Origin of the sequence: Streptosporangium sp. NPDC002524 (genome assembly GCF_040295985.1) — a bacterium.
Classification (GTDB): domain Bacteria; phylum Actinomycetota; class Actinomycetes; order Streptosporangiales; family Streptosporangiaceae; genus Streptosporangium.
Genome location: NZ_JBEOWK010000032.1, coordinates 1 through 18,651, shown reverse-complemented (window position 1 = coordinate 18,651; position 18,651 = coordinate 1). Strand labels below are relative to the sequence as shown.

Here is an 18,651-nt window from a genome sequence, read left to right as displayed (position 1 = left end):
AGGTGAGGTATGTCCAGCACACCGCTGGAACTGCCACCGGCACTGGCCGTCCCCCCGGCGTCGTCGCGCCGGAGCCGGTCGCGTGACCTGCTCGTTCTCGTACGGCCCCACCAGTGGCTGAAGAACCTGCTGGTGGTACCGCTTCCCCTGGTGGCACCCGCGGCCTGGACGGCGGTCTCGGTGGCGCGGCTCGCCGTCGCCGTGGTGGTCTTCACCCTGGCGTCGGCCCTCGTCTACATCGGCAACGACATCGCCGACCGGGAGCGCGACCGCAGCCACCCGGTCAAGTGCGGCCGCCCGATCGCGGCCGGGCACGTCTCGGTGGCGCTGGCCGCCGCCTTCGGCTGCGTCCTCGCCGGGGTCCTGGCCACGCTGCTCGTCCTGGTCGTCCCCCGGCTGGCCTGGCCGGTCGCGGGCTATTTAGTACTGAACGTCCTCTACAGCACCTGGCTCAAGCACGTGCCGCTCCTCGACCTCTTCGTCGTGGTGCTCGGCTTCGAGCTGCGCATCGTCACCGGGTACCGGGCCGTCGACGTGACGCCGTCGACCTGGCTGCTCCTGTGCGTGTTCTTCCTCTGCCTCATGCTGATCCTCGGGAAGCGCCGCAGGGAGCTGGAGGACTCGGGGGCCACCCACCGGCCGGCGCTGGCGGGATACTCGCCCGGCCTGATCGATCAGATGCTCACCCTCAGCGCGGGCCTGACCGCGGTGGCGTTCCTGTTCTTCCTCAGCCGTACCCCGTCCGCGACCGGCTTCGACGACCTGGCGGCGCTGTTGCTCACCCCCCTCGGCCTTTTCGGCCTCTTCCGGTACCTGCAGATCCTCGCCGTCCACCGAGCCGGGGGAGACCCGGTGCGCGCGCTGCTGCGCGACCGGGCGATCGTCCTCACCGCCCTGCTGACCGCCGCGCTGCTCGCGGGCCTGGTGGTCACCGGGCACGTGGCGGGCGCGGGGTGGCTGCCGTGATCCCCGACGGGTTCGGCGACCTCGTGTCCCGGGACGTGCCGCCGGTTTCGGCGACGACCGCTCGCGATCGCGCGTCCGCTTCCGAGCGCGCGTCCGTCCGCGAGCGCGTGTCCGCTTCCGAGCGCGTGTCCGCTTCCGAGCGCGTGTCCGCTTCCGATCGCGCGTCCGCTCGCGATCATCGTGCGTCCGTGCGCGATCGTGCGTCCCTCCACGGCCGTCCGTTCCTTCGCGTACGCCCGTACGTCCGGCCGGCTCCGTCGGTGAGAAGATGATCAAAAAGATTCGCCTGGCACTGACGCTCCTGGCCGTGCTGACCGTCGTGGCGTTCGTCGCCGTGACGGTCGGTGAGCAGGACTGGTCGCTGCTCGCCGCCCTCGCGGAGCCGAGGGCGCTCGCGCTGGTCGGCGCCGGGCTCGTCGCCAACGCGGCCGGGCTGTTGCTCGGCATGCTGTCGTGGCGGGCGCTGATCGTCGGCGGCGGGGCACCGGTCGGGATGTGGGCGGTGGCCCGCATCTACTTCGTGGGGTTCATGACCAAGTTCGTGCCCGGCCGGGTCTGGACGCTTCTCGCCAACATCCAGATGGGAAAGGCGAGCGGCATCCCACCGGCGAGGACGGCGACGGTCTACGTGGTCAACATAGTCGTCGGAACCCTGACGGGGCTCACGACGGGCCTGGTCGCGGCGCCGGCCCTCCTCGGCGAGCACGGCGCGTGGATGGGGCTGGCGGCGGTACCGGTCGTCGCGTGCGTCGTCCGCCCGGATCTCACGCACCGCGTCGCCACCGCCGCCGCCCGGGTGCTGCGGCGCCCCGGGCCGCTCACCAGGACGTCGGACCGGGCCGTGCGCCTGTCGATCGTCCTGCAGACGCTCTCCTGGCTGGTCTCCGGCCATCACCTCTGGTTCCTCGCCGTCGCGGCGGGCGCCCCGCCGCTGCGGTCGTACGTGATATGCGTGGGCTCCTTCGGCCTGGCCGTCGTGGCGGGCCACCTCATGGTGCTCGTCCCCGACGGCCTCGGCGTCCGCGAGGCGATCCTGCTGGCGGCCCTCACGACGGTGCTGCCCCTCCCCGTCGCGGGCACCATCGTGCTCACCAGCCGGCTGGTGTGCACCGTCAGCGAGGTGGGCCTGGCGGCCGCCGTGCTCGGGGTCGCCCAGCTGCGGGTGCGGGCCGAGAAGGGGAGGGCACAATCTCCGGGAGCGGTTCCCGGCCCGCCGTCGTCCTTGTCCGAGGTTTCCCCGGCATCGGGGCAACCACGGGAGGAACGGGAGGCACGGGAACCGCAGGAACCGCGGGAATCATCGGAGGATTCACCGGGGGAGAGCCGTCCCCTGACGCCGGCACGAGCGCCGGAACGGGAAAAGGGGGTGGGTGCCACCCCCTGATCCGGACCCGCACGGAAAGCGTGTCACCCCCCGAGTAGTCCCGTGCGGGAAAGTCGTCATTCGGAAAGATCGGATGGGAAAGCCCGCTGCGGAGGGCTCATCCGGAAAGCCGTACTATTTTCTTTCGCCGACCAGACCGTAACGCATCGCGAGAACGACGGCCTGGGTTCTGTTGGGACAATTAAGCTTGAGGAGTATATTGCCGACAAGACGTTTCGCGCCGTGCAGGGAAATGTTGAGACTTTTCGCGATCTCCTTGTTGCTGAGGCCGTCGGCGAGGAGTTCGAGGGCCGACTTCTCCCTCGACGTCAGCTCGATGAAGCGCAGGTGTGACGTCTTCAGCACGCGGGCCGCCGAGTCGAAGACCTCCGAGATGATCTCGGCGGGAACGGCCGTCTCGCTCCGTGACACCTTGACCAGTGCCTCCTCCAGCGTGTTCTTGTTCAGCTCGCGCTGCAGGATGAACCCGTCGGGCCGCAGGGACACCAGCTTCTCGGGATCCTTGGCGCTCGTGTCGTCGATGAAGGCGAGAACCCGCACGTCAGAGGCGTGGGCGGCGGAGACGACCCGCTGGGCCGTCGCCCACTCCGTGTAGGAGACCATGACGACGTCGAGAGACCTGAACGTCTCGTTCACGGATGTCGCGTTGTTGGGCCGGAGCTCCCTCAGGCTCTCGACCACCTTGAGGTCGGTGAGGGCTACCCTCAGTCCGAAACGAAGTATTTCATTCTCGCAGACTATTCCGACGTTAAGCTTTTGATGTGCAATCTTGACGCCCGATCCTCGATTTTGTCCTATCACTCCGGCCCCCGATTGTTTGGGCGGATATCGCTCCACTCGTTCATTATGGGCACAAGGTCAAGATGTTGCAATAACGGAACTAAACTCGTCCAGCATGCGGACGGCGCCTCGCTTCGAGGTGCCCGGTTGTGTTTTGTGAAGTTTACGGTCGTCCCTAAGAGGGTTACGTATCAGTGCCTTAGCGGCTGTCGTGGTCGCGGTCGTACGGTTTCAGATCGGAGGTCGGGCCGTATTTCGCGGTCGGTGGAACGACCCGCGAACGCCTCCTTGTCAGAATGTACTCGACAGGGTGGCGATAAGGGACGCGCATATTTGTTTGGGATGGGCCGTAACCGATATCGCGCGGGTGGGCGACCGTGCGGGGGTCGCCGTCCGGAATGTTCTCTCGTGATGTCCGCCGCGGTCGCCGGGCGGGACGATCGCCGCATCGTGTGCCCCCGAGTTCCTCCTTGGGTGGGAGAGCGCTCTCTGACCTCTATAGATTCAACATTTGTGGCGGATGATGTCAAGGGTGATCCGGAGGCGGGAAAGTCCGCCGGGGGCCGTCGGGGGCAACTGAGTGCCGTCGGCCGTCGTCGAGGGCCGTCGCGGGTGCGGGACGGGCTACCGTACACAGGGTGTACGTGAAGATCTGCGGGCTGCGCGAGCCCGGACATGTGACGGCCGCCGTCGAGGCGGGAGCCGACGCCATCGGGTTCGTCCTCACCAGGAGCTCGCGGCGGGTCACCCCCGCGCGGGCGCGGGAGCTGGCCTCGGCGGTCCCCCCGCACGTGCTGACCGTGGGGGTGTTCGCGGGCGAGCCCTCCGAGGAGGTGAGGGCGGCCACGCTGGAGGCGGGGCTGCGCGCCGTCCAGCTGCACGGCGACCACCCGCACGAGGACTTCCTCGCGCTGAAGGACCTCGGGGTCACGCTGGTGCGCGCCGGGGCCGCGAGCACCGACCTGCGCTGCGGCGCCCTCGACGAGGACCTGCTCATCGTCGACGCGCCCCGGCCGGGGTCGGGGGAGCCGTGGGACTGGGCGGCCGTGCGCGGGCGCCCGGAGGGCCGCTGGATGCTGGCCGGTGGGCTGGCCCCGTCGAACGTGGCCCAGGCGATCGCCGCCGCCCGGCCCTGGGGGGTCGACGTGTCGAGCGGGGTCGAGGTCGCGCCCGGGGTGAAGGACTCCGTTCTCATCAGGGACTTCGTCGCCGCCGCCCGCGGCGGCTGAGCGCCGCGGCCGGGCTCGCCGGGCTCGCCGGGCCGGTGTCCGGCCCGGGTCGGCGTTTGTTCGGCCCGGGCCGGCGTTGCCAAAGTCGTCAACCGTCTTTACTATATAGACAACCTCGTTGACGACATTGCCCTGAGTGCGATCGCGCAGCCCGCGTCCGAGGACCCGGAGAACAAGAGAGAAGGCCCCCATGTCCCATGCCGTCTTCGTCACGCACACCGCCGAGAGCGCCCCGCCCGAGGCCCGCGCCACCATCGAGGGCGTACGGCGGAAGTTCGGCCACGTCCCCACGCCGGTCGGCCGGATGGCCACCTCCCCGCAGCTGCTCAAGGGCTTCCTCGCGGCGAGCGCCGCCTTCGAGCAGAGCACCCTCGCCCCGGTCGACCGCGAGATCGTCGTCATGACGGTCGCCACCCGCAACGGCTGCCACGTCTGCGTCGCGATGCACACCGCCACGCTGGTCGGGCTGGAGGCCCCGCCCGAGCTCGTCGAGGCGCTCCGGACGGGCAGGCCCCTCCCGGACGCGCGCTCGGAGGCGCTGCGGTCGTTCACCGTCGCCGTCATGGACCGTCGCGGCGCGGTCGGCGACGAGGAGACGCGGGCGTTCCTCGACGCGGGCCACAGCGCGCGGAACGCCCTGGAGGTCGTCCTCGGCGTCGGCGCGTACACGATCTCGACCTTCGCCAACCGCCTGATCGACGCCCCCCTCGACCCGCCGTTCCACGCCTTCGCCTGGGAGGACCACGGTCACGGCGCCGGCGGGTGAACCCGGACCGGCCCGCACGGCCGGGGAACGGTTGACGTGGGCGGGAACGGTCAGCGCGGATGCGGACGCTCAGCGCGGCCGGGGACGGTCAGCGGGGCGGGGCGGTCAGCGCGGCCAGGGACGGTCAGCACGGCCGGGAGACGGTCAGCGGGGGCGGCGGACCCCGACGACGGTGCTGAGGTTCCCGGACAGCGGGAGGTCGACGGCGCGGAGCGCCGGATGTTCCAGCCAGTGCACGCGGGCGGAGTCGGGCCGACCGAGATGCTCGGGCGGCCAGGTGGCAGACGGCATGAAGTCGTCGACGACCAGCACGCCACCGGAGGTGAGGAGCCGCTCCGGATCGGCGGCGGCCTCGCCGTTCTTGCCCTGGCCACCCCCGTCCAGCACCAGGAGGTCGTAGGGCCCGTGCGCGTACACCTCGGTCCAGTCGGCGTGCAGGACGCGGACCCCCGGGACCCCGGCGAAGAGCTCGGCGGTGACCCTCGCCTGATGCTCGTCCCGCTCGACACTCACCATCTCGACCCCGGGCCGCGCTCCGGTGGCGAGCCAGGCCAGGCCCACCCCGTACCCCGTTCCCGTCTCGGCGATCCGGTGGGCGGCGCCGCCCGCGAGGGCGCGCAGCAGGCGGCCCTGCTCGGGCAGGCAGGAGAACGCGAACCCGTGCCGCTCGGCCGCCGCGACCGCGCGCGCCACGAGCGGCGGGAGGCCGGTTTCGGTCCGGTACGCCTCGGTGCCCAGCGGTGACATGAGGGCATTATCAGGAAAAATCGTGATCGCCTGGGTCCGTTTCGCGAAAACGATCACTGTCCGCACGTTCCGCCCCGGCGGACACGGGAACGAACACCGGATCAGCTGGACGACATATCGCCTGGTCGTGCGGCGCCCGCACCTGTGGGCGGCCGCGCGCCGGGTGCCAAGGACGTGACGCATGCACATCGATCTCACCGGTAAGACGGCGCTGGTCACCGGATCCACCCAGGGCATCGGGGCGGCCATCGCCACCGGTCTCGCGCGGGCGGGCGCGACCGTCGCCGTCAACGGCCGCAAGCCCGACAAGGTCGAGGCCGCCGCCGACGCGCTGCGCGCGCAGGTCCCCGGGGCGCGGGTCGTCCCGCTCGCCGCCGACCTCGCCACCGAGGAGGGCGCGGAGCGCGCGGTGGACCTCCTGCCGGACGTCGACATCCTGGTCAACAACCTCGGGATCTTCGAGTCGAGGGACGCCCTGGAGATCACCGACGACGAGTGGCGCCGCTACTTCGAGGTGAACGTCCTGTCGGCGGTCCGTCTCACCCGCGCCTACCTGCCGGGGATGACGGCGCGCTCCTGGGGCCGCGTCCAGTACATCGCCAGCGACTCCGCGATCGTCACCCCCATCGAGATGATCCAGTACGGGATGTCCAAGACCGCCCTCCTCGCCGTCTCGCGCGGCTTCGCGAAGAAGGCCGCGGGCAGCGGCGTCACCGTCAACTCCGTCATCGCCGGTCCCACCCACACCGGCGGCGTGGAGGACTTCGTCTACGGGCTCGTCGACCGGGACCTGCCCTGGGAGGAGGCCCAGCGCGCCTTCATGCGCGAGCACCGCCCGCAGTCGCTCCTGCAGCGGCTGATCGAGCCGGAGGAGATCGCCAACATGGTCGTCTACCTCAGCTCCCCGCAGGCCTCCGCCACCACGGGCGGCGCCCTGCGCGTCGACGGGGGATACGTCGACGCCATCCTCCCCTGAGCACGGCGATCCGATGCCCCCGCTCTTCCGGCGGGCCGCCGGACGGCTGACCGACGCCGCACCCGGCTGGCTGGTCGAGACGGTGCGGCCCGCGCCCGCGCCGCTGCGGTGGTGGCCGATGCTGCGCCTGGCCGTGGCGGTGACCGTCCCGCTCCTGCTGGGGTTCGCCTCGGGGAACGTCACGGCCGGCCTGCTGCCCGCCCTGGGCGCGATCAACGCCGGGATCGCCGACCGGGGCGGCCCGTACCGGGTCAGGATCGTCCTGATGGGCGCGGCCGGTGCCGCCGGGGCGCTGGGGTATCTCGTCGGGTCCGCGGCGCGCGGCCACGGCTGGTGGATCGTGCCGGTCGTGGTGGCCGTCGCGGTGGTGTCCGCGCTCGTCAGCACGGGCGGGGCCACTGGCTCGGCGGCCGGGCTGCAGCTGCTGGTGATGACGGTGATCGCCACCGGTATAGGGCTGCCGGGGGCGTCGGGGGCGAACGCGCTCGCGTTCCTGCTGGGCGTGCTGTGGGTGATCGCGCTGGCGGTCGCCGACTGGCCGTTCCATCCCCGGGCGCCGGAACGGGGCGCCGTGATCGAGGTCTACCGGGCTCTCGACCGGCTGTTCTCCGAGCACGACGCCCCCGCGCTGGCGGCGTTCGACACCGCTCTCAAGCGCGGCTACGACGTCGTGCTCGGCGCCCGCTCCCCGGCGGCGGGGCTGGACCCCGGCCGCACCCGCCTGGTCGCCCTGCTGAACCAGGCCTCGCTCATCCGTAACGCGCTGCTCTCGCTGCGCTACGAGGGACGCGAGCCGCCAGCCGGGGCCGCGTCCGCCGTCAGGGCCGTCGCCGGGGCGCTCGCCGGTGGGCCCGCGCCCCGGACGCCGCCCCGCGAGCTCGGCTCGCCCGCCGTGCTCGCCCTCTGCTCCGCCGTGCGGGGGGCCGTCGAGCTGGTGTCCGGCGGCGACGTCGCGGCGGACCAGCTGCCCTACGAACCGGTCGGCTACCGCTCCCGCATCCTGGCCGTCCTGGAGCAGATGTGGCGGGGCCACCTCGTCCGCGTCTACACGGTCCGGCTCGCGCTCTGCATGGGCGTCGCCGCCGCGTTCAGCGCGTCCGGCCTGCTCGAACGGTCCTACTGGATGATGCTCACCGTCGCGCTGGTGCTCAAGCCCGACTTCGGGTCGGTGTTCGCGCGAGCTGTGCAGCGCGCCCTCGGCACCGTCGTGGGCGCGCTCGTCGGCACCCTCGTGCTCGTCCTGGTGCCGTACGGCCCGCTGCTCCTGGTCCCCATCGCGGTGTGCGCGGCGCTCATGCCGTACGGCCTGCAACGCAACTGGGGGCTGATGTCGACCTTCCAGGCGGCGCTGGTCCTGCTCCTGGTGGACCTGCTCACCCACGGAGGCCCCGACCTGGGCAGGATCCGGATGCTGGACACGCTGATCGGATGCGTGATCGTCCTGGTGCTGGGCTACCTGCCGTGGCCGGCGAGCTGGGAGGCGCCGGTCGGGCCGAGGCTCGCCGACACGGTGGCGGCCACCGCGAACTACCTGCGGCACGCGTTCGACGCGGGACACGCAGGCCGGGCGCGGCTGCGCCGCGGGGTGTACGACGCCCTGGGCGACCTGCGGACGGTCTTCCAGCGGGCCATGGCAGAACCGCCCGTGATCAGCCGCCGCGTCACCACCTGGATGCCCGCGATGGCCGCGCTGGAACAGGTGGCCGACGCGATCGCCGTCACCGTCGCGCGCACCGAGCGCGGCGCGCCGCCACCGTCGGAGGCGGCCGTACGGGCACTCGCGGACCGCCTGGAGGACATCGCCGGGGACATCCGCGAGGGAAACGACCCCGGCGACCCCGGGCTCTGCGTCGAGGAGGCCCTGGAGCGGGTCCACTCCGCGGTCCGGAGCCTGCGCGACACGGTGTCGGGTGACCGCCGGGGCTGACCGGCACCGCGCCGCGCGAGGGTTGTGACGGGTGCCTGCGAACGAGGGCCTGTGACCTGTGAACGAGGGTTATAGGAACAGGCTCAGCAGCAGGACGAACACCAGGCCGGTCACCGAGATGATCGTCTCCATCACCGACCAGGTCTTGATGTTCTGGCCCACGGTGAGCCCGAAGTACTCCTTGACCAGCCAGAAGCCCGCGTCGTTGACGTGGGAGAAGAACAGCGAGCCCGCGCCGATGGCGAGCACGAGCAGCGAGGTCTCCCCGACGCTGAGGTTGGCGACCAGCGGGGCGAGGATCCCCGAGGCCGTGACGGTCGCGACGGTCGCCGAGCCCGTGGCCAGCCGGATGAGCACGGCGACGAGCCAGGCGAGCAGCAGCACCGACAGGCCGCTGTTCTCCACCCAGGTGGCGATGAGGTCGCCGATCCCGGTGTCGATCAGCGTCTGTTTGAAACCGCCGCCGGCGGCCACGATCAGCAGGATGCCCGCGATCGGCGGCAGCGACTGCTCCAGGGACTTCGCGACCGCCTTCCTGTCCATGCCCGCGCCGAGGCCCAGGGTGAACATCGCCACGATGACGGCGATGAGCAGCGCCACCAGCGGCGTGCCGAGGAAGTCGAGCACGGTGCGCAGGACGTTGCCCTCGGGGACGAGGATGTCGGCGAGGGCCTTGCCCATCATCAGCACGACCGGCAGCAGCACGGTGGCGAGGGTGACGCCGAACGACGGCCGCCGGGTGTCCTCGTCGGGGGTCCGGGCCTCGTAGAGCTCCGGTGCCGGCACGTCCACCCAGCGGGCCGCGTACTTGGAGAACAGCGGACCGGCGATGGCGACGGTCGGGATCGCGATGAGCACGCCCAGGCCCAGCGTGATGCCGAGGTCGGCCTTGAGCGCGTCGATGGCGACGAGCGGTCCCGGGTGCGGGGGGACGAGCCCGTGCATCACGGAAAGGCCCGCGAGCGCGGGGATGCCCACCCGGATCAGCGAGACGCCGGAGCGGCGCGAGACCAGGAAGATGACCGGCATCAGCAGTACGAGGCCGATCTCGAAGAACATCGGCAGGCCGATCAGCGCGCCCACCGCGGCCATCGCCCAGGGCAGGGAGCGGGGGCTGGACCGGCCGACGATCGTGTCCACGATCTCGTCGGCCCCGCCGGAGTCGGCGAGCAGCTTGCCGAACATCGCGCCGAGCGCGATGAGCGTGCCGACACCGGCCGCGGTGCTGCCGAACCCGTCGGTGAAGGCGGCGATGGTGTCGGTCATCGCGAGGCCCGCGACGGCCCCGACCGCGAGCGAGCCGAGGGTGAGGCTCAGGAAGGGGTGCAGCTTGAAGTACGTGATCAGCACGACGATCAGCGCGATGCCGACGAGCGCGGCGGGGACGAGCCTGCCGGGGGAGGTGGCGGCGGGCTCGGCGAGCGCGGTCAGGAGGGGGCTCACCTCGCGCTCCCGGCCTCGTCGTCGTCCTTGCCCGCGTCCCGGTTCGGCGTGGCCGTCGTCGTCTGAGCAGTCGTCTGATCCGTCGCGGCGAGGTAGGCGTCCACGAGCTCGCCGACGGGCTTGGCGAAGTCGAGGACGATCCCCTGCTCGTCGGGCTCCAGGGGCTCCAGGGTCTTGTACTGCGACTCGACCAGCGAGGCGGGCATGAAGTGCCCGGCCCGGCCGGCCACTCTCCGGCGTACGGCGTCCATGTCGCCGTGGAGGTGGACGAAGGTCACCGTCGGTGCGGCCTCGCGCAGGATGTCGCGGTAGCTCCGCTTGAGCGCGGAGCAGCTCGCCACGCCGCCGGTGGCGGCGTGCTCGGCGAGCCAGGCGCCGATCGAGCGCAGCCAGGGCAGCCGGTCCTCGTCGTCGAGGGGGATCCCGTCCGACATCTTGGCGACGTTGGCCTCGCTGTGGAAGTCGTCGGCGTCGGCGAACGGCAGCCGTAGCCGCTGGCTGAGGGCGGCGCCCACGGTGGTCTTTCCGGAACCGGTCACCCCCATGACGACGAGCAGCGCGGCGCCGGGGGGTGGTGCGGCGGGATCCTGAGCGGGGTTCATGGAGAGGGCCTCCCATGTCGATCTTCGCGACAGCCTGACTGGATCAGTGATCTGCACCCAGGGTTAACATTGATAAATCATATTTTGTACTACTTTGTCCCTATTTGGGATGTTTATTCGCCATGAGGGCGACCGGACGCCTATGAGACTGCACCGGAGCGCCCCGAATAAACTCGGCACGCTGGTCGCGTCGGGTGACCTCGCCGCCGGTCAGGTGCCGGAACGCGGAAAGCCCCGGCTCCGCGCGGGCCGTCAGGCGGGCCGGGGAGCCGGGGCGAGGAAAGATCGTCAGGCGGGGCCGGGGGGCCCGGACGAGGGTACGGCCCTCGAAGGGGGAACCCGGAAGGGGCGGGGGCGCGTCAGGGTTTGCGGGCGACGCCGCAGAACTGGGAGACCTCCGCGGGCTCGCCCCACGGGGTGTGTTCCGGGCGCCACCGCGAGCAGGAGACCACGCCGGGCTCCAGGAGCTCCAGGCCGTCGAAGAACGAGGCGAGGTGGTCGCGGTCGCGCGCCACGATCGGGGTGCCGCCCCGCTCCATGAACCGCCGCATCGCCTCGTGCATGGCGTCGCCGTGCACCTCGGCGGTGGCGTGCGCGATCACCAGGTGACTGCCCGAGGGGACGGCGTCGACCAGTTCCTGTACGACCTTCCTGGCCTCGCCGTCGTCGGTGAGGTGGTGCAGGATCCCCAGCAACATCAGCGCGACGGGCTTGGTGAAGTCGAGGGTCTCCGCCGCAGCCCGCAGGATGTGGTGGGGGTCGCGCAGGTCGGCGTCGATGTAGGTGGTGACGCCCTCGGGGCTGCTGACGAGCAGGGCGCGGGCGTGCACCAGGACCAGCGGGTCGTTGTCGACGTAGACGACCCGGGACTCCGGGGCGAGCCGCTGCGCCACCTCGTGCGTGTTGTCGGCGGTGGGCAGGCCCGTGCCGATGTCGAGGAACTGGTGGATCCCCGCGTCGGTGACGAGGTGCTTGATGCAGCGGCCGAGGAACGCCCGGTCGGCGCGGGCCGAGTCGACGATGCCGGGGATGAGCCCCTCGACCATGTCCCCGGCCTCGCGGTCGGCGGGGTAGTTGTCCTTCCCGCCGAGCCAGTAGTTCCAGATACGGGCCGAATGCGGCCGGTCGGCATCGAGTTCCACGGGCTGCCAGTCGGATTCGCGAGAGGTACTCATGGGGGCGGGATCCGTTCATGAGGTATTCGCATCGAATGGGACGGGAGGTAGTGGATCACAAACGCGATGTTCGAGGCAAATCAACTACTCATCTACAGTCATCGCGAAACTAGCGCGTAACTGCTATTCCGGGTGATGGAGAGGGATGAACCTCCCACGCTCTCCGGAGCACGGGAAAGGCGGCGATCCGGGTGCGGCGCCGTCGCTGCGGCACGCGAACGCCCGCCGCTCCTCGCCCTTCGCCCGTCTCTCCTCGGGAACTGCATTCCTCCGGACCCGCGACTCGTTCGCCTCACGGTGGAGGCGGCGGAGTATTGGAACGAAATATACGACATCGCAGGCGCCCAAAAGGCGTTCGCGCGGCGCGGGACTTTTGCCGTAATGAATGCGCGACCCGAGGACGGGATCCCACGGGTCCGGCCGAGCGCGTACGGCGGATGACCGCCTCCCGGGAGGCGGTGAGAAGCGGTGAGAAACGGGTGTCCGGAACGGGGCCGACGGCTCCGACGTCTCCGCCGAGTGGCGCCGCAGGGGTGCCCGGCGAGGAGACAGAGCCGTGAAGTACAAACTGCTGGCGTGCGGCGTCGTCGCAGGCCCGCTGTTCGTCGCGGTGGTGCTGATCCAGGCGTTCACCCGCGAGGGGTACGACCTGGGCCACCACCCGATCAGCCTGCTGAGTCTCGGGGATCTGGGATGGATCCAGATCGTCAACTTCACCGTAACCGGCGTGCTGTACGTGGCCTGCGCGGCCGGCATGTGGCGGGCGCTGCGTCCCGGCCGGAGCGGCACCTGGGGTCCACTGCTGGTCGGTCTCCTCGGGGCCGGGCTGGTCGTGGGCGGGGTCTTCGTCACCGACGCGGGCGCCGGATACCCGCCGGGCGCGCCGGCCGGGGCACCCGAGATCAGCTGGCACGGTGCCGTGCACGGGCTCGGGCCGATGCTGGCGGTCGGCGGGATGACGGTGGGGTGCCTGGTGTTCGCCCGCCGGTTCGCCGCGCTCGGGTGGTGGGGCTGGGTCGCGGTGTGCGTCGTGACCGCCGTGGCGGCCCTGGCGCTCACCGCGTGGCCCGATCCGGAGGGCCTCAGCGTGCGGCTGCTGCTCGCGTCGGCGGTCCTGTTCGCGTTCGTGGCGGCTCTGGCGCTCCGCGTGATGCGCGGCCTTCCGGACGCGGCCGTCGCCGGCCGTACCTAGAGCCGGAAGCCCGTACGGGAACGGGAAAGGCCGGGGCTCCCTCGCGTCACGAGGGAGCCCCGGCCCGTGCAGGCGGTCCCGGTGGAGTGTGGCGTACGGCCTGACGGAGCGTACGGCCTAGCGGAGCGCGGCCCGCTTGTCGGCCGCCACCACGGAGATCCACACCATCGCGGTGATCGCGCCGACGGCCAGGGTCAGGGAACCGGCCCGCCCGCCCGACATCGCCCAGCCGTCGCCGAGGGCGAAGACCAGGCCGCTGAACCGCGAGGCCGCGGCGAAACCGGGGCGACCGGCGCGGGAGAAGTGGCGGCCCAGGACGAAGCAGGCGACGATGAGGGCGGTGAACGCGATGGACCCGGCGACCAGGTGCATGAGCGCGTGCCAGCTCAACGTGCCCGTCTGGCCCAGGGGAGTGCCCGCCGGGAATCCGTCGGCCGGGTCCATCACGAAGACTCCGGCGGCGGCCATCGTGACGCCGTTGACCAGGATCAGCCGGGGCGCCCACGTACCGCCGGGCGTGCCGCGCATGACGCGGCGCAGGCCGACGGCCCCGGCGACCGTCAGGGCGCCGCTGATCAGGAAGGTGGCGATCTGGAGCCAGCCGAGGTCGCCGGTGGCGAGCATGCTCAGGGGGTGGCGCGTCAGGTCGAACCCCTCGCGGGTGAAGGCCTGCGCCAGCGACACGACCGCGAATAGGGGAGCGGCGGCGACGGAGCAGGCGAGCAGCACGCGCGTCGCGGGGGTGACGGAGCCGGTGACGGGGCGGGTGACGGTGGCGCCGGTGGAGCTGATGGAGTCAGTGGAGCTGACAGAGCCGGTGGAGTCGGGGGAGCTGGGGAAGTCGGTGGAACCGGTGGCGGTGCCGGGCCGGATGGCGGTCATGTCTGTTCCTCTCGGCGCGACGGAGGTCCGTCGCCGTTCTCGGTCCGCCGGTTCGCCCGGCCTCGCTGACGCGTCGAACGGACCGGCCGGGAATCGACGCCTCCCCTCCGGCGCGCCTCCATCACGCCCCTGAGCTGCGATTACCTGGAACGGACCCACATTCCCTGTCACATCGCATTCCCTGTCACATCGGGCCGCCGCCCAGGTCGGGCGGCGCGTGTCGATTTCCGGCCGGTCCGTTCGACGCGTAGCCGAGGACCGGCGAGGATCGGTCCCTGACCACCCGAAGGAGATATGGCGATGCGATTCCTGATGACGACCATGGGCGGCGACATGGCACCCCCGACCGAGGCGATGCACGCCGAGATGGCCGCCTTCGTCGAGGAGATGACCAGGGCGGGAGTGCTGCTGGCGACCGGCGGCCTGGACCCGGCCGGCACCCACATCTCGTCCTCCGGCGGCGAGATCACCGTCACCGACGGGCCGTTCACCGAGGCCAAGGAGGCGATCGTCAGCTTCGCGCTCGTCGAGGCGCGCTCGAAGGAGGAGGCCGTCGAGCTGGCCCGGGGCTTCTGGAAGATCGTCGGCGACGGCGAGGGGAACATCCAGCAGGTCTTCGGCCCGGAGGACTGACCGGGCGCTTGCGTACCCGGTCCGGAGGGTGCTCTGATCGAGCGCGTGATGTCCGGGGACGCCCACCGCGCGGTCGACGCGGTCTGGAAGATGGAGTCGGCGAGGATCGTCGCCGGGCTCGTCCGGATGGTGGGCGATGTGGGGCTGGCCGAGGAGCTCGCGCAGGACGCGCTCCTCGCCGCCCTCGAACAGTGGCCGGAGGCGGGCGTACCGGACAACCCGGGCGCCTGGCTGATGGCCGTCGCCAAGCGCCGCGCCATCGACCACCTGCGCCGCGAGGAACGGCTCGGTCTCCGGCACGAGCGGCTCGCCCACGACCTCGCCACCGGGCAGGAGACCGCCGGGGTCCCCGGGGCTGCGAGGACCGCCGAGGACGACATCGACGCGGCCCTCGACGGCGAGGTGGGCGACGACGTCCTGCGCCTGATGTTCGTCTCCTGCCACCCGGCGCTGCCCGCGGAGTCCCGGGTGGCCCTGACGCTGCGGCTGCTCGGCGGGCTGCGCACCGAGGAGATCGCGCGCGCGTTCCTCGTCTCCGAGCCGACCGTCGCGCAGCGCGTCGTCCGGGCCAAGCGCACCCTCGCCGCCCTCAAGATCCCCTTCGAGGTCCCGGAGGGCCCGGACCGGGAGGCGCGCCTGTCGTCGGTCCTCGGGGTCGTCTACCTGGTGTTCAACGAGGGGTACGCGGCGAGCGCCGGCGACGACCTGATGCGCCAGGACCTATGCCGGGAGGCGCTGCGCCTGGGCCGCCTGCTGGCCGGACTCGCGCCCGGCGAGGCCGAGGTGCACGGCCTGGTCGCGCTGATGGAGCTCCAGGCGTCGCGGTCGGCCGCCAGGACGGGAGCGTCGGGGGAGCCCGTCGCGCTGCACGAGCAGAACCGCGGGCGCTGGGACCAGCTCCTCATCCGCCGGGGGTTCACGGCCCTGCTGCGCGCCAGGCAGTGCGCCGCGCCCTTCGGCCCGTACGTGCTGCAGGCCGCCATCGCCGCCTGCCACGCGCGGGCCCGTACGGCGGAGGAGACCGACTGGGCGCAGATCGCCGCCCTCTACGAGGCGCTCGCCCGGGTGCTGCCCACTCCCGTCGTGCAGCTCAACCGCGCGGTCGCGCTCGCCATGGCCCGGGGCCCGGAGGCGGGTCTGGCGCTCGTCGACACGCTGGTCGGCGAGCCGGTGTTCAAGGGCTACCACCGCCTGCCCAGCGTGCGCGGTGATCTGCTGGCCAGGCTCGGCCGCCACGACGAGGCACGGCGGGAGTTCGAGCGCGCCGCCGCCCTCACCCTCAACGGCCCGGAGCGCGCCATCCTCACGGGCCGCGCCGCGGCCTGCGCCGACATCACCGCGCGGGAAACGGCCGGAGCGGGAAGGGGTACGCCGAGGGCGGTCGTCACCTTGGCCGAGGCCGCTGACGCCTTCCTCGCCCGTGACGACCTGGACGCCGCGACCGTCCGCTCCTACCGCCAGACCATGAACCGGCTGCGCCGCGACCTCGGTGACGACATCCCGCTGCCGGACGTGACCGCCGCGCGGGTCGCGGAGATCTTCGGTGCCGCGTGGGGGGACGCGGCTCCCGCCACGTGGAACCGCCACCGAGGGGCCGTCCGCTCCTTCTGCGCCTGGGCCGCCGCCGCCCAGGAGTCGATTGCTGGCCGGGGACCGTCGACCGGCGGCGAGGGCTTGTCGGCCGCCCAGGAGCCGGCCGCCCAGGAGCCGGCGACCGCCGCTGGGGGGCCGCCGACCGTCGCCCGGGGTTCGTCGGCCGACGCCCCAGGGGTGTCGGCCGCCGATCAGGGTTCACCGGTCGGTGATCCGGTCCTTGACCAGGGCGGCGGCCCGGTCGGCAGCGTGGGCGGCGGCTCTGTCGACGGCCCGGGTGGTGGAGTGCCCGGTGACCTGGCCGCCGGGATCGGGCGCAGGCCCGAACCCCGGGGGCGCACCCGTCCCATGGACCGGCCGCAGGTCGAGGCGCTCTGGGAGCGTCCGGACATCGCTCCGCGCGAGCGCGCCCTGTGGCTGCTGCTCCACGAGAGCGCGGCCGGGACGGGCCACGTGCTCTCGCTCAACGTCGAGGATCTCGACCTGGCCGGGAGGCGCGGGAAGGTGGCCACCGGATCCGGCTGGGTGCACTGGCGCTCCGGGACCGCCGAACTCCTCCCGTACCTCGTCGCGGGCCGTCGCCGGGGCCCGCTCTTCCTGTCCGACCGCAGGCCCGGCCCCGGCCGGCCCCCGGCACCCGGCGACCTGTGTCCGGAGACCGGCCGTCGCAGGCTCTCCTACGAACGGGCCGAATACCTGTTCAAGCGGGCCACCGGCCACACCCTCGACCAGCTCAGAACCCGCTAGGGGTCCGTCCCTCCCGCCGGACGGACCCCGCGGCACGCGTCCCCGCTCCTCACGACCCCCCTGGCTCGCCGGGCGCCGCGAACTGGACGAGGAAGGGCTGCGCGCCGGAGACCCGGACCCGCTGCACGCGCAGCGGGACGAACCGCCGCCCGATCCCGGCCGCGATGTCACCGGCGTCGGGGAGCAGGACCACGGCCATGCCACCGGGCGCCAGGACGCGGCGCAGCTCCGCCCACCAGTGCGAGGAGGAGCCCGAGAGCCGGCCCCGCGCGGCGACCTGGCCGTTCCAGGGTGGATTGCACAGGACGCGGTCGACGCCGCCGCCCGGCAGCGGCAGGTGACCGGCGTCGGCCCGGTCGATGGAGATCGGCAGCCCCGCCGCGTTCTCCTTCGCCGCCCGCAACGACTCCGCGGCCAGGTCGAAGCCGTGGAAACGGGCACGCGGCTGGTGGAGCCCGGCCTCGATCAGCAGGGTTCCCGCGCCGCAGCAGGGGTCCAGGACCGTCTGCCCGGGGTGGATGTCGGCCATCCGCACCATCGCGGCGGCCAGCGGGGGATGCAGGGTCCCCGGGATGGAGTGCCGTTTGTAGGCACGCCGGTGCAGGGGCCGGTCGGTGATCCTCAGCATGAGGGTGGCCCGCGTGCCGTCGAGGGTCAGCCGCCACCCGCTGTGCGCGGGCGGGGGTCCGACGCCCGCCCGCCGCGAGTGGTAGCCGATCCCCAGCCGCCGTGCCAGGACCTGGCCGACGGCGTCCTCGGCGTCGTACCGGTTGAAGGTACGCCTGCCCAGGAACGACGCCGACACCTCGACCCCGGTGACCGCGCCGGAACCTCCCTGCTCCTCCCGCAGCCGCATCAGCGCGCCGATGTCGGCGGTGTCGGCGAGCCGGGCGAGCACGGTGAGGTCACGCTTGGTCGTGCCGATGTCGGGCCGCTGCGCGGCGAGCAGGAACACGTCGTCCGCCGTGCTCAGGCCGAGCGCTCGCGGTCCCGACGAGAACGTGCGGAAGTGGACTTCGCGATGCCCCAGATGGGTGACCGTTCCGAGTCCGAGCTGGAGTATCTCGGCCGCGACCGTCGATTCCAGCCCGTGAACGCACCGCGCCACCAGGCGCGCCGCCGTCACGAGACGGCGAGGGCGCTGGGACGCGGTGCGGTGAGAAAACTCGCGCGAATGCGCATAGTGATCGTTCTTCTCCCACGTCAGCCCGGGACGGCGCCTCGCCGCCCCGCGTCGTCGACGACGGGGTCTGCCTCGCTTCGCCGACGGGGGGTCAGCGCAGGTTGAAGAAGAACGAATACGTCATGCCGAGAATCTTAGCTACCGGAGCCGCGTACGCAACGGGATAGGGACGCTCTTCAGCGGCACGGCCACGGGTGCTTCGGCAGGGGCTTTGCCGGTGGTGTACCGGGACCCGGCGCTGGAGCCTGGCGTGGGAGAACGGCCGGTGTGCCGGGTGTCGTGTCGTCGTGTCGCTTTATCGCCGTGAAGTGTGTGGCGGACGGTGAGGGGGTCCTAGTAGTACTTCGTTAGGTTGGTTCGGGTGGGTGGTGTTCTGGTCGTACGGCGGTGGCGGGTATGTCGCGGTGGCAGGTGGGGCATGTGCCG

At 72.0% G+C, this 18,651-nt stretch carries 16 protein-coding genes; 9 read left to right on the top strand and 7 right to left on the bottom strand.

The window, feature by feature from the left end:
- The first annotated feature begins 9 nt into the window (after positions 1-9).
- Together ABT053_RS37545 and ABT053_RS37540 are read left to right on the top strand one after the other, a co-directional pair.
- Positions 10-966, top strand: a complete 957-nt coding sequence (locus tag ABT053_RS37545; protein ID WP_350975846.1) for a UbiA prenyltransferase family protein — start codon at positions 10-12, stop codon at positions 964-966.
- 268 nt (positions 967-1,234) lie between these two features.
- Complete coding sequence (locus ABT053_RS37540) at positions 1,235-2,350, top strand: lysylphosphatidylglycerol synthase domain-containing protein (RefSeq protein ID WP_350975844.1); 1,116 nt, start codon at positions 1,235-1,237, stop codon at positions 2,348-2,350.
- 114 nt (positions 2,351-2,464) lie between these two features.
- On the opposite strand, the gene ABT053_RS37535 is transcribed toward ABT053_RS37540, so the two are convergent.
- On the bottom strand, positions 2,465-3,031 hold the full coding sequence (locus tag ABT053_RS37535) for a response regulator transcription factor (protein WP_350975842.1): 567 nt from the start codon (positions 3,029-3,031) through the stop codon (positions 2,465-2,467).
- 737 nt (positions 3,032-3,768) lie between these two features.
- Here ABT053_RS37535 and ABT053_RS37530 point away from each other — a divergent pair.
- The gene (locus tag ABT053_RS37530) at positions 3,769-4,359 is read left to right on the top strand and encodes a phosphoribosylanthranilate isomerase (protein ID WP_350975841.1); all 591 of its coding nucleotides are present in this window, start codon (positions 3,769-3,771) and stop codon (positions 4,357-4,359) included.
- Positions 4,360-4,549: 190 nt separating this feature from the next.
- Positions 4,550-5,125: a carboxymuconolactone decarboxylase family protein gene (locus ABT053_RS37525; protein WP_350975840.1), complete on the top strand. Its 576-nt coding sequence runs from the start codon at positions 4,550-4,552 to the stop codon at positions 5,123-5,125.
- Positions 5,126-5,269: 144 nt separating this feature from the next.
- Here ABT053_RS37525 and ABT053_RS37520 read toward each other — a convergent pair whose 3' ends face one another.
- A complete protein-coding gene (locus ABT053_RS37520) occupies positions 5,270-5,872 on the bottom strand; it encodes an O-methyltransferase (RefSeq protein WP_350975839.1) in 603 nt (200 codons plus the stop codon).
- Between the two features lie 181 nt (positions 5,873-6,053).
- On the opposite strand from ABT053_RS37520, the gene ABT053_RS37515 reads away from it, so the two are divergent.
- Positions 6,054-6,848, top strand: coding sequence for an SDR family NAD(P)-dependent oxidoreductase (locus ABT053_RS37515; protein WP_350975837.1), 795 nt, complete (start codon positions 6,054-6,056; stop codon positions 6,846-6,848).
- Between the two features lie 13 nt (positions 6,849-6,861).
- A complete protein-coding gene (locus tag ABT053_RS37510; protein WP_350975836.1) occupies positions 6,862-8,775 on the top strand; it encodes an FUSC family protein in 1,914 nt (637 codons plus the stop codon).
- A gap of 69 nt (positions 8,776-8,844) precedes the next feature.
- Here the strand turns inward: ABT053_RS37510 and ABT053_RS37505 are convergent, their stop codons facing one another.
- The 3 genes from ABT053_RS37505 to ABT053_RS37495 all read right to left on the bottom strand — a co-directional run bounded on the left by ABT053_RS37505 (position 8,845) and on the right by ABT053_RS37495 (position 11,995).
- Complete coding sequence (locus ABT053_RS37505; protein ID WP_350975834.1) at positions 8,845-10,218, bottom strand: GntP family permease; 1,374 nt, start codon at positions 10,216-10,218, stop codon at positions 8,845-8,847.
- Entirely contained in the window at positions 10,215-10,820 is a 606-nt protein-coding gene (locus ABT053_RS37500; RefSeq protein ID WP_350975832.1) for a gluconokinase, read from the bottom strand. Before ABT053_RS37500 ends, ABT053_RS37505 begins: the two co-directional genes overlap by 4 nt.
- Positions 10,821-11,179: 359 nt before the next feature.
- The gene (locus tag ABT053_RS37495) at positions 11,180-11,995 is read right to left on the bottom strand and encodes an SAM-dependent methyltransferase (RefSeq protein WP_350975830.1); all 816 of its coding nucleotides are present in this window, start codon (positions 11,993-11,995) and stop codon (positions 11,180-11,182) included.
- 556 nt (positions 11,996-12,551) lie between these two features.
- On the opposite strand from ABT053_RS37495, the gene ABT053_RS37490 reads away from it, so the two are divergent.
- Positions 12,552-13,187, top strand: coding sequence for a DUF998 domain-containing protein (locus ABT053_RS37490; RefSeq protein ID WP_350975828.1), 636 nt, complete (start codon positions 12,552-12,554; stop codon positions 13,185-13,187).
- Between the two features lie 117 nt (positions 13,188-13,304).
- On the opposite strand, the gene ABT053_RS37485 is transcribed toward ABT053_RS37490, so the two are convergent.
- Positions 13,305-14,069, bottom strand: a complete 765-nt coding sequence (locus ABT053_RS37485) for a DUF998 domain-containing protein (RefSeq protein ID WP_350975826.1) — start codon at positions 14,067-14,069, stop codon at positions 13,305-13,307.
- Positions 14,070-14,369: 300 nt separating this feature from the next.
- Here ABT053_RS37485 and ABT053_RS37480 point away from each other — a divergent pair, with 300 nt between their 5' ends.
- Together ABT053_RS37480 and ABT053_RS37475 are read left to right on the top strand one after the other, a co-directional pair.
- Entirely contained in the window at positions 14,370-14,702 is a 333-nt protein-coding gene (locus ABT053_RS37480; RefSeq protein WP_350975824.1) for a YciI family protein, read from the top strand.
- 48 nt (positions 14,703-14,750) lie between these two features.
- Positions 14,751-17,042 (top strand): sigma-70 family RNA polymerase sigma factor, encoded by a 2,292-nt coding sequence (locus tag ABT053_RS37475; RefSeq protein WP_350975915.1) that lies wholly within the window; start codon positions 14,751-14,753, stop codon positions 17,040-17,042.
- A 49-nt stretch (positions 17,043-17,091) separates the two neighbouring features.
- Here ABT053_RS37475 and ABT053_RS37470 read toward each other — a convergent pair whose 3' ends face one another.
- On the bottom strand, positions 17,092-18,168 hold the full coding sequence (locus ABT053_RS37470; RefSeq protein ID WP_350975823.1) for a methyltransferase domain-containing protein: 1,077 nt from the start codon (positions 18,166-18,168) through the stop codon (positions 17,092-17,094).
- Positions 18,169-18,651: the final 483 nt, after the last annotated feature.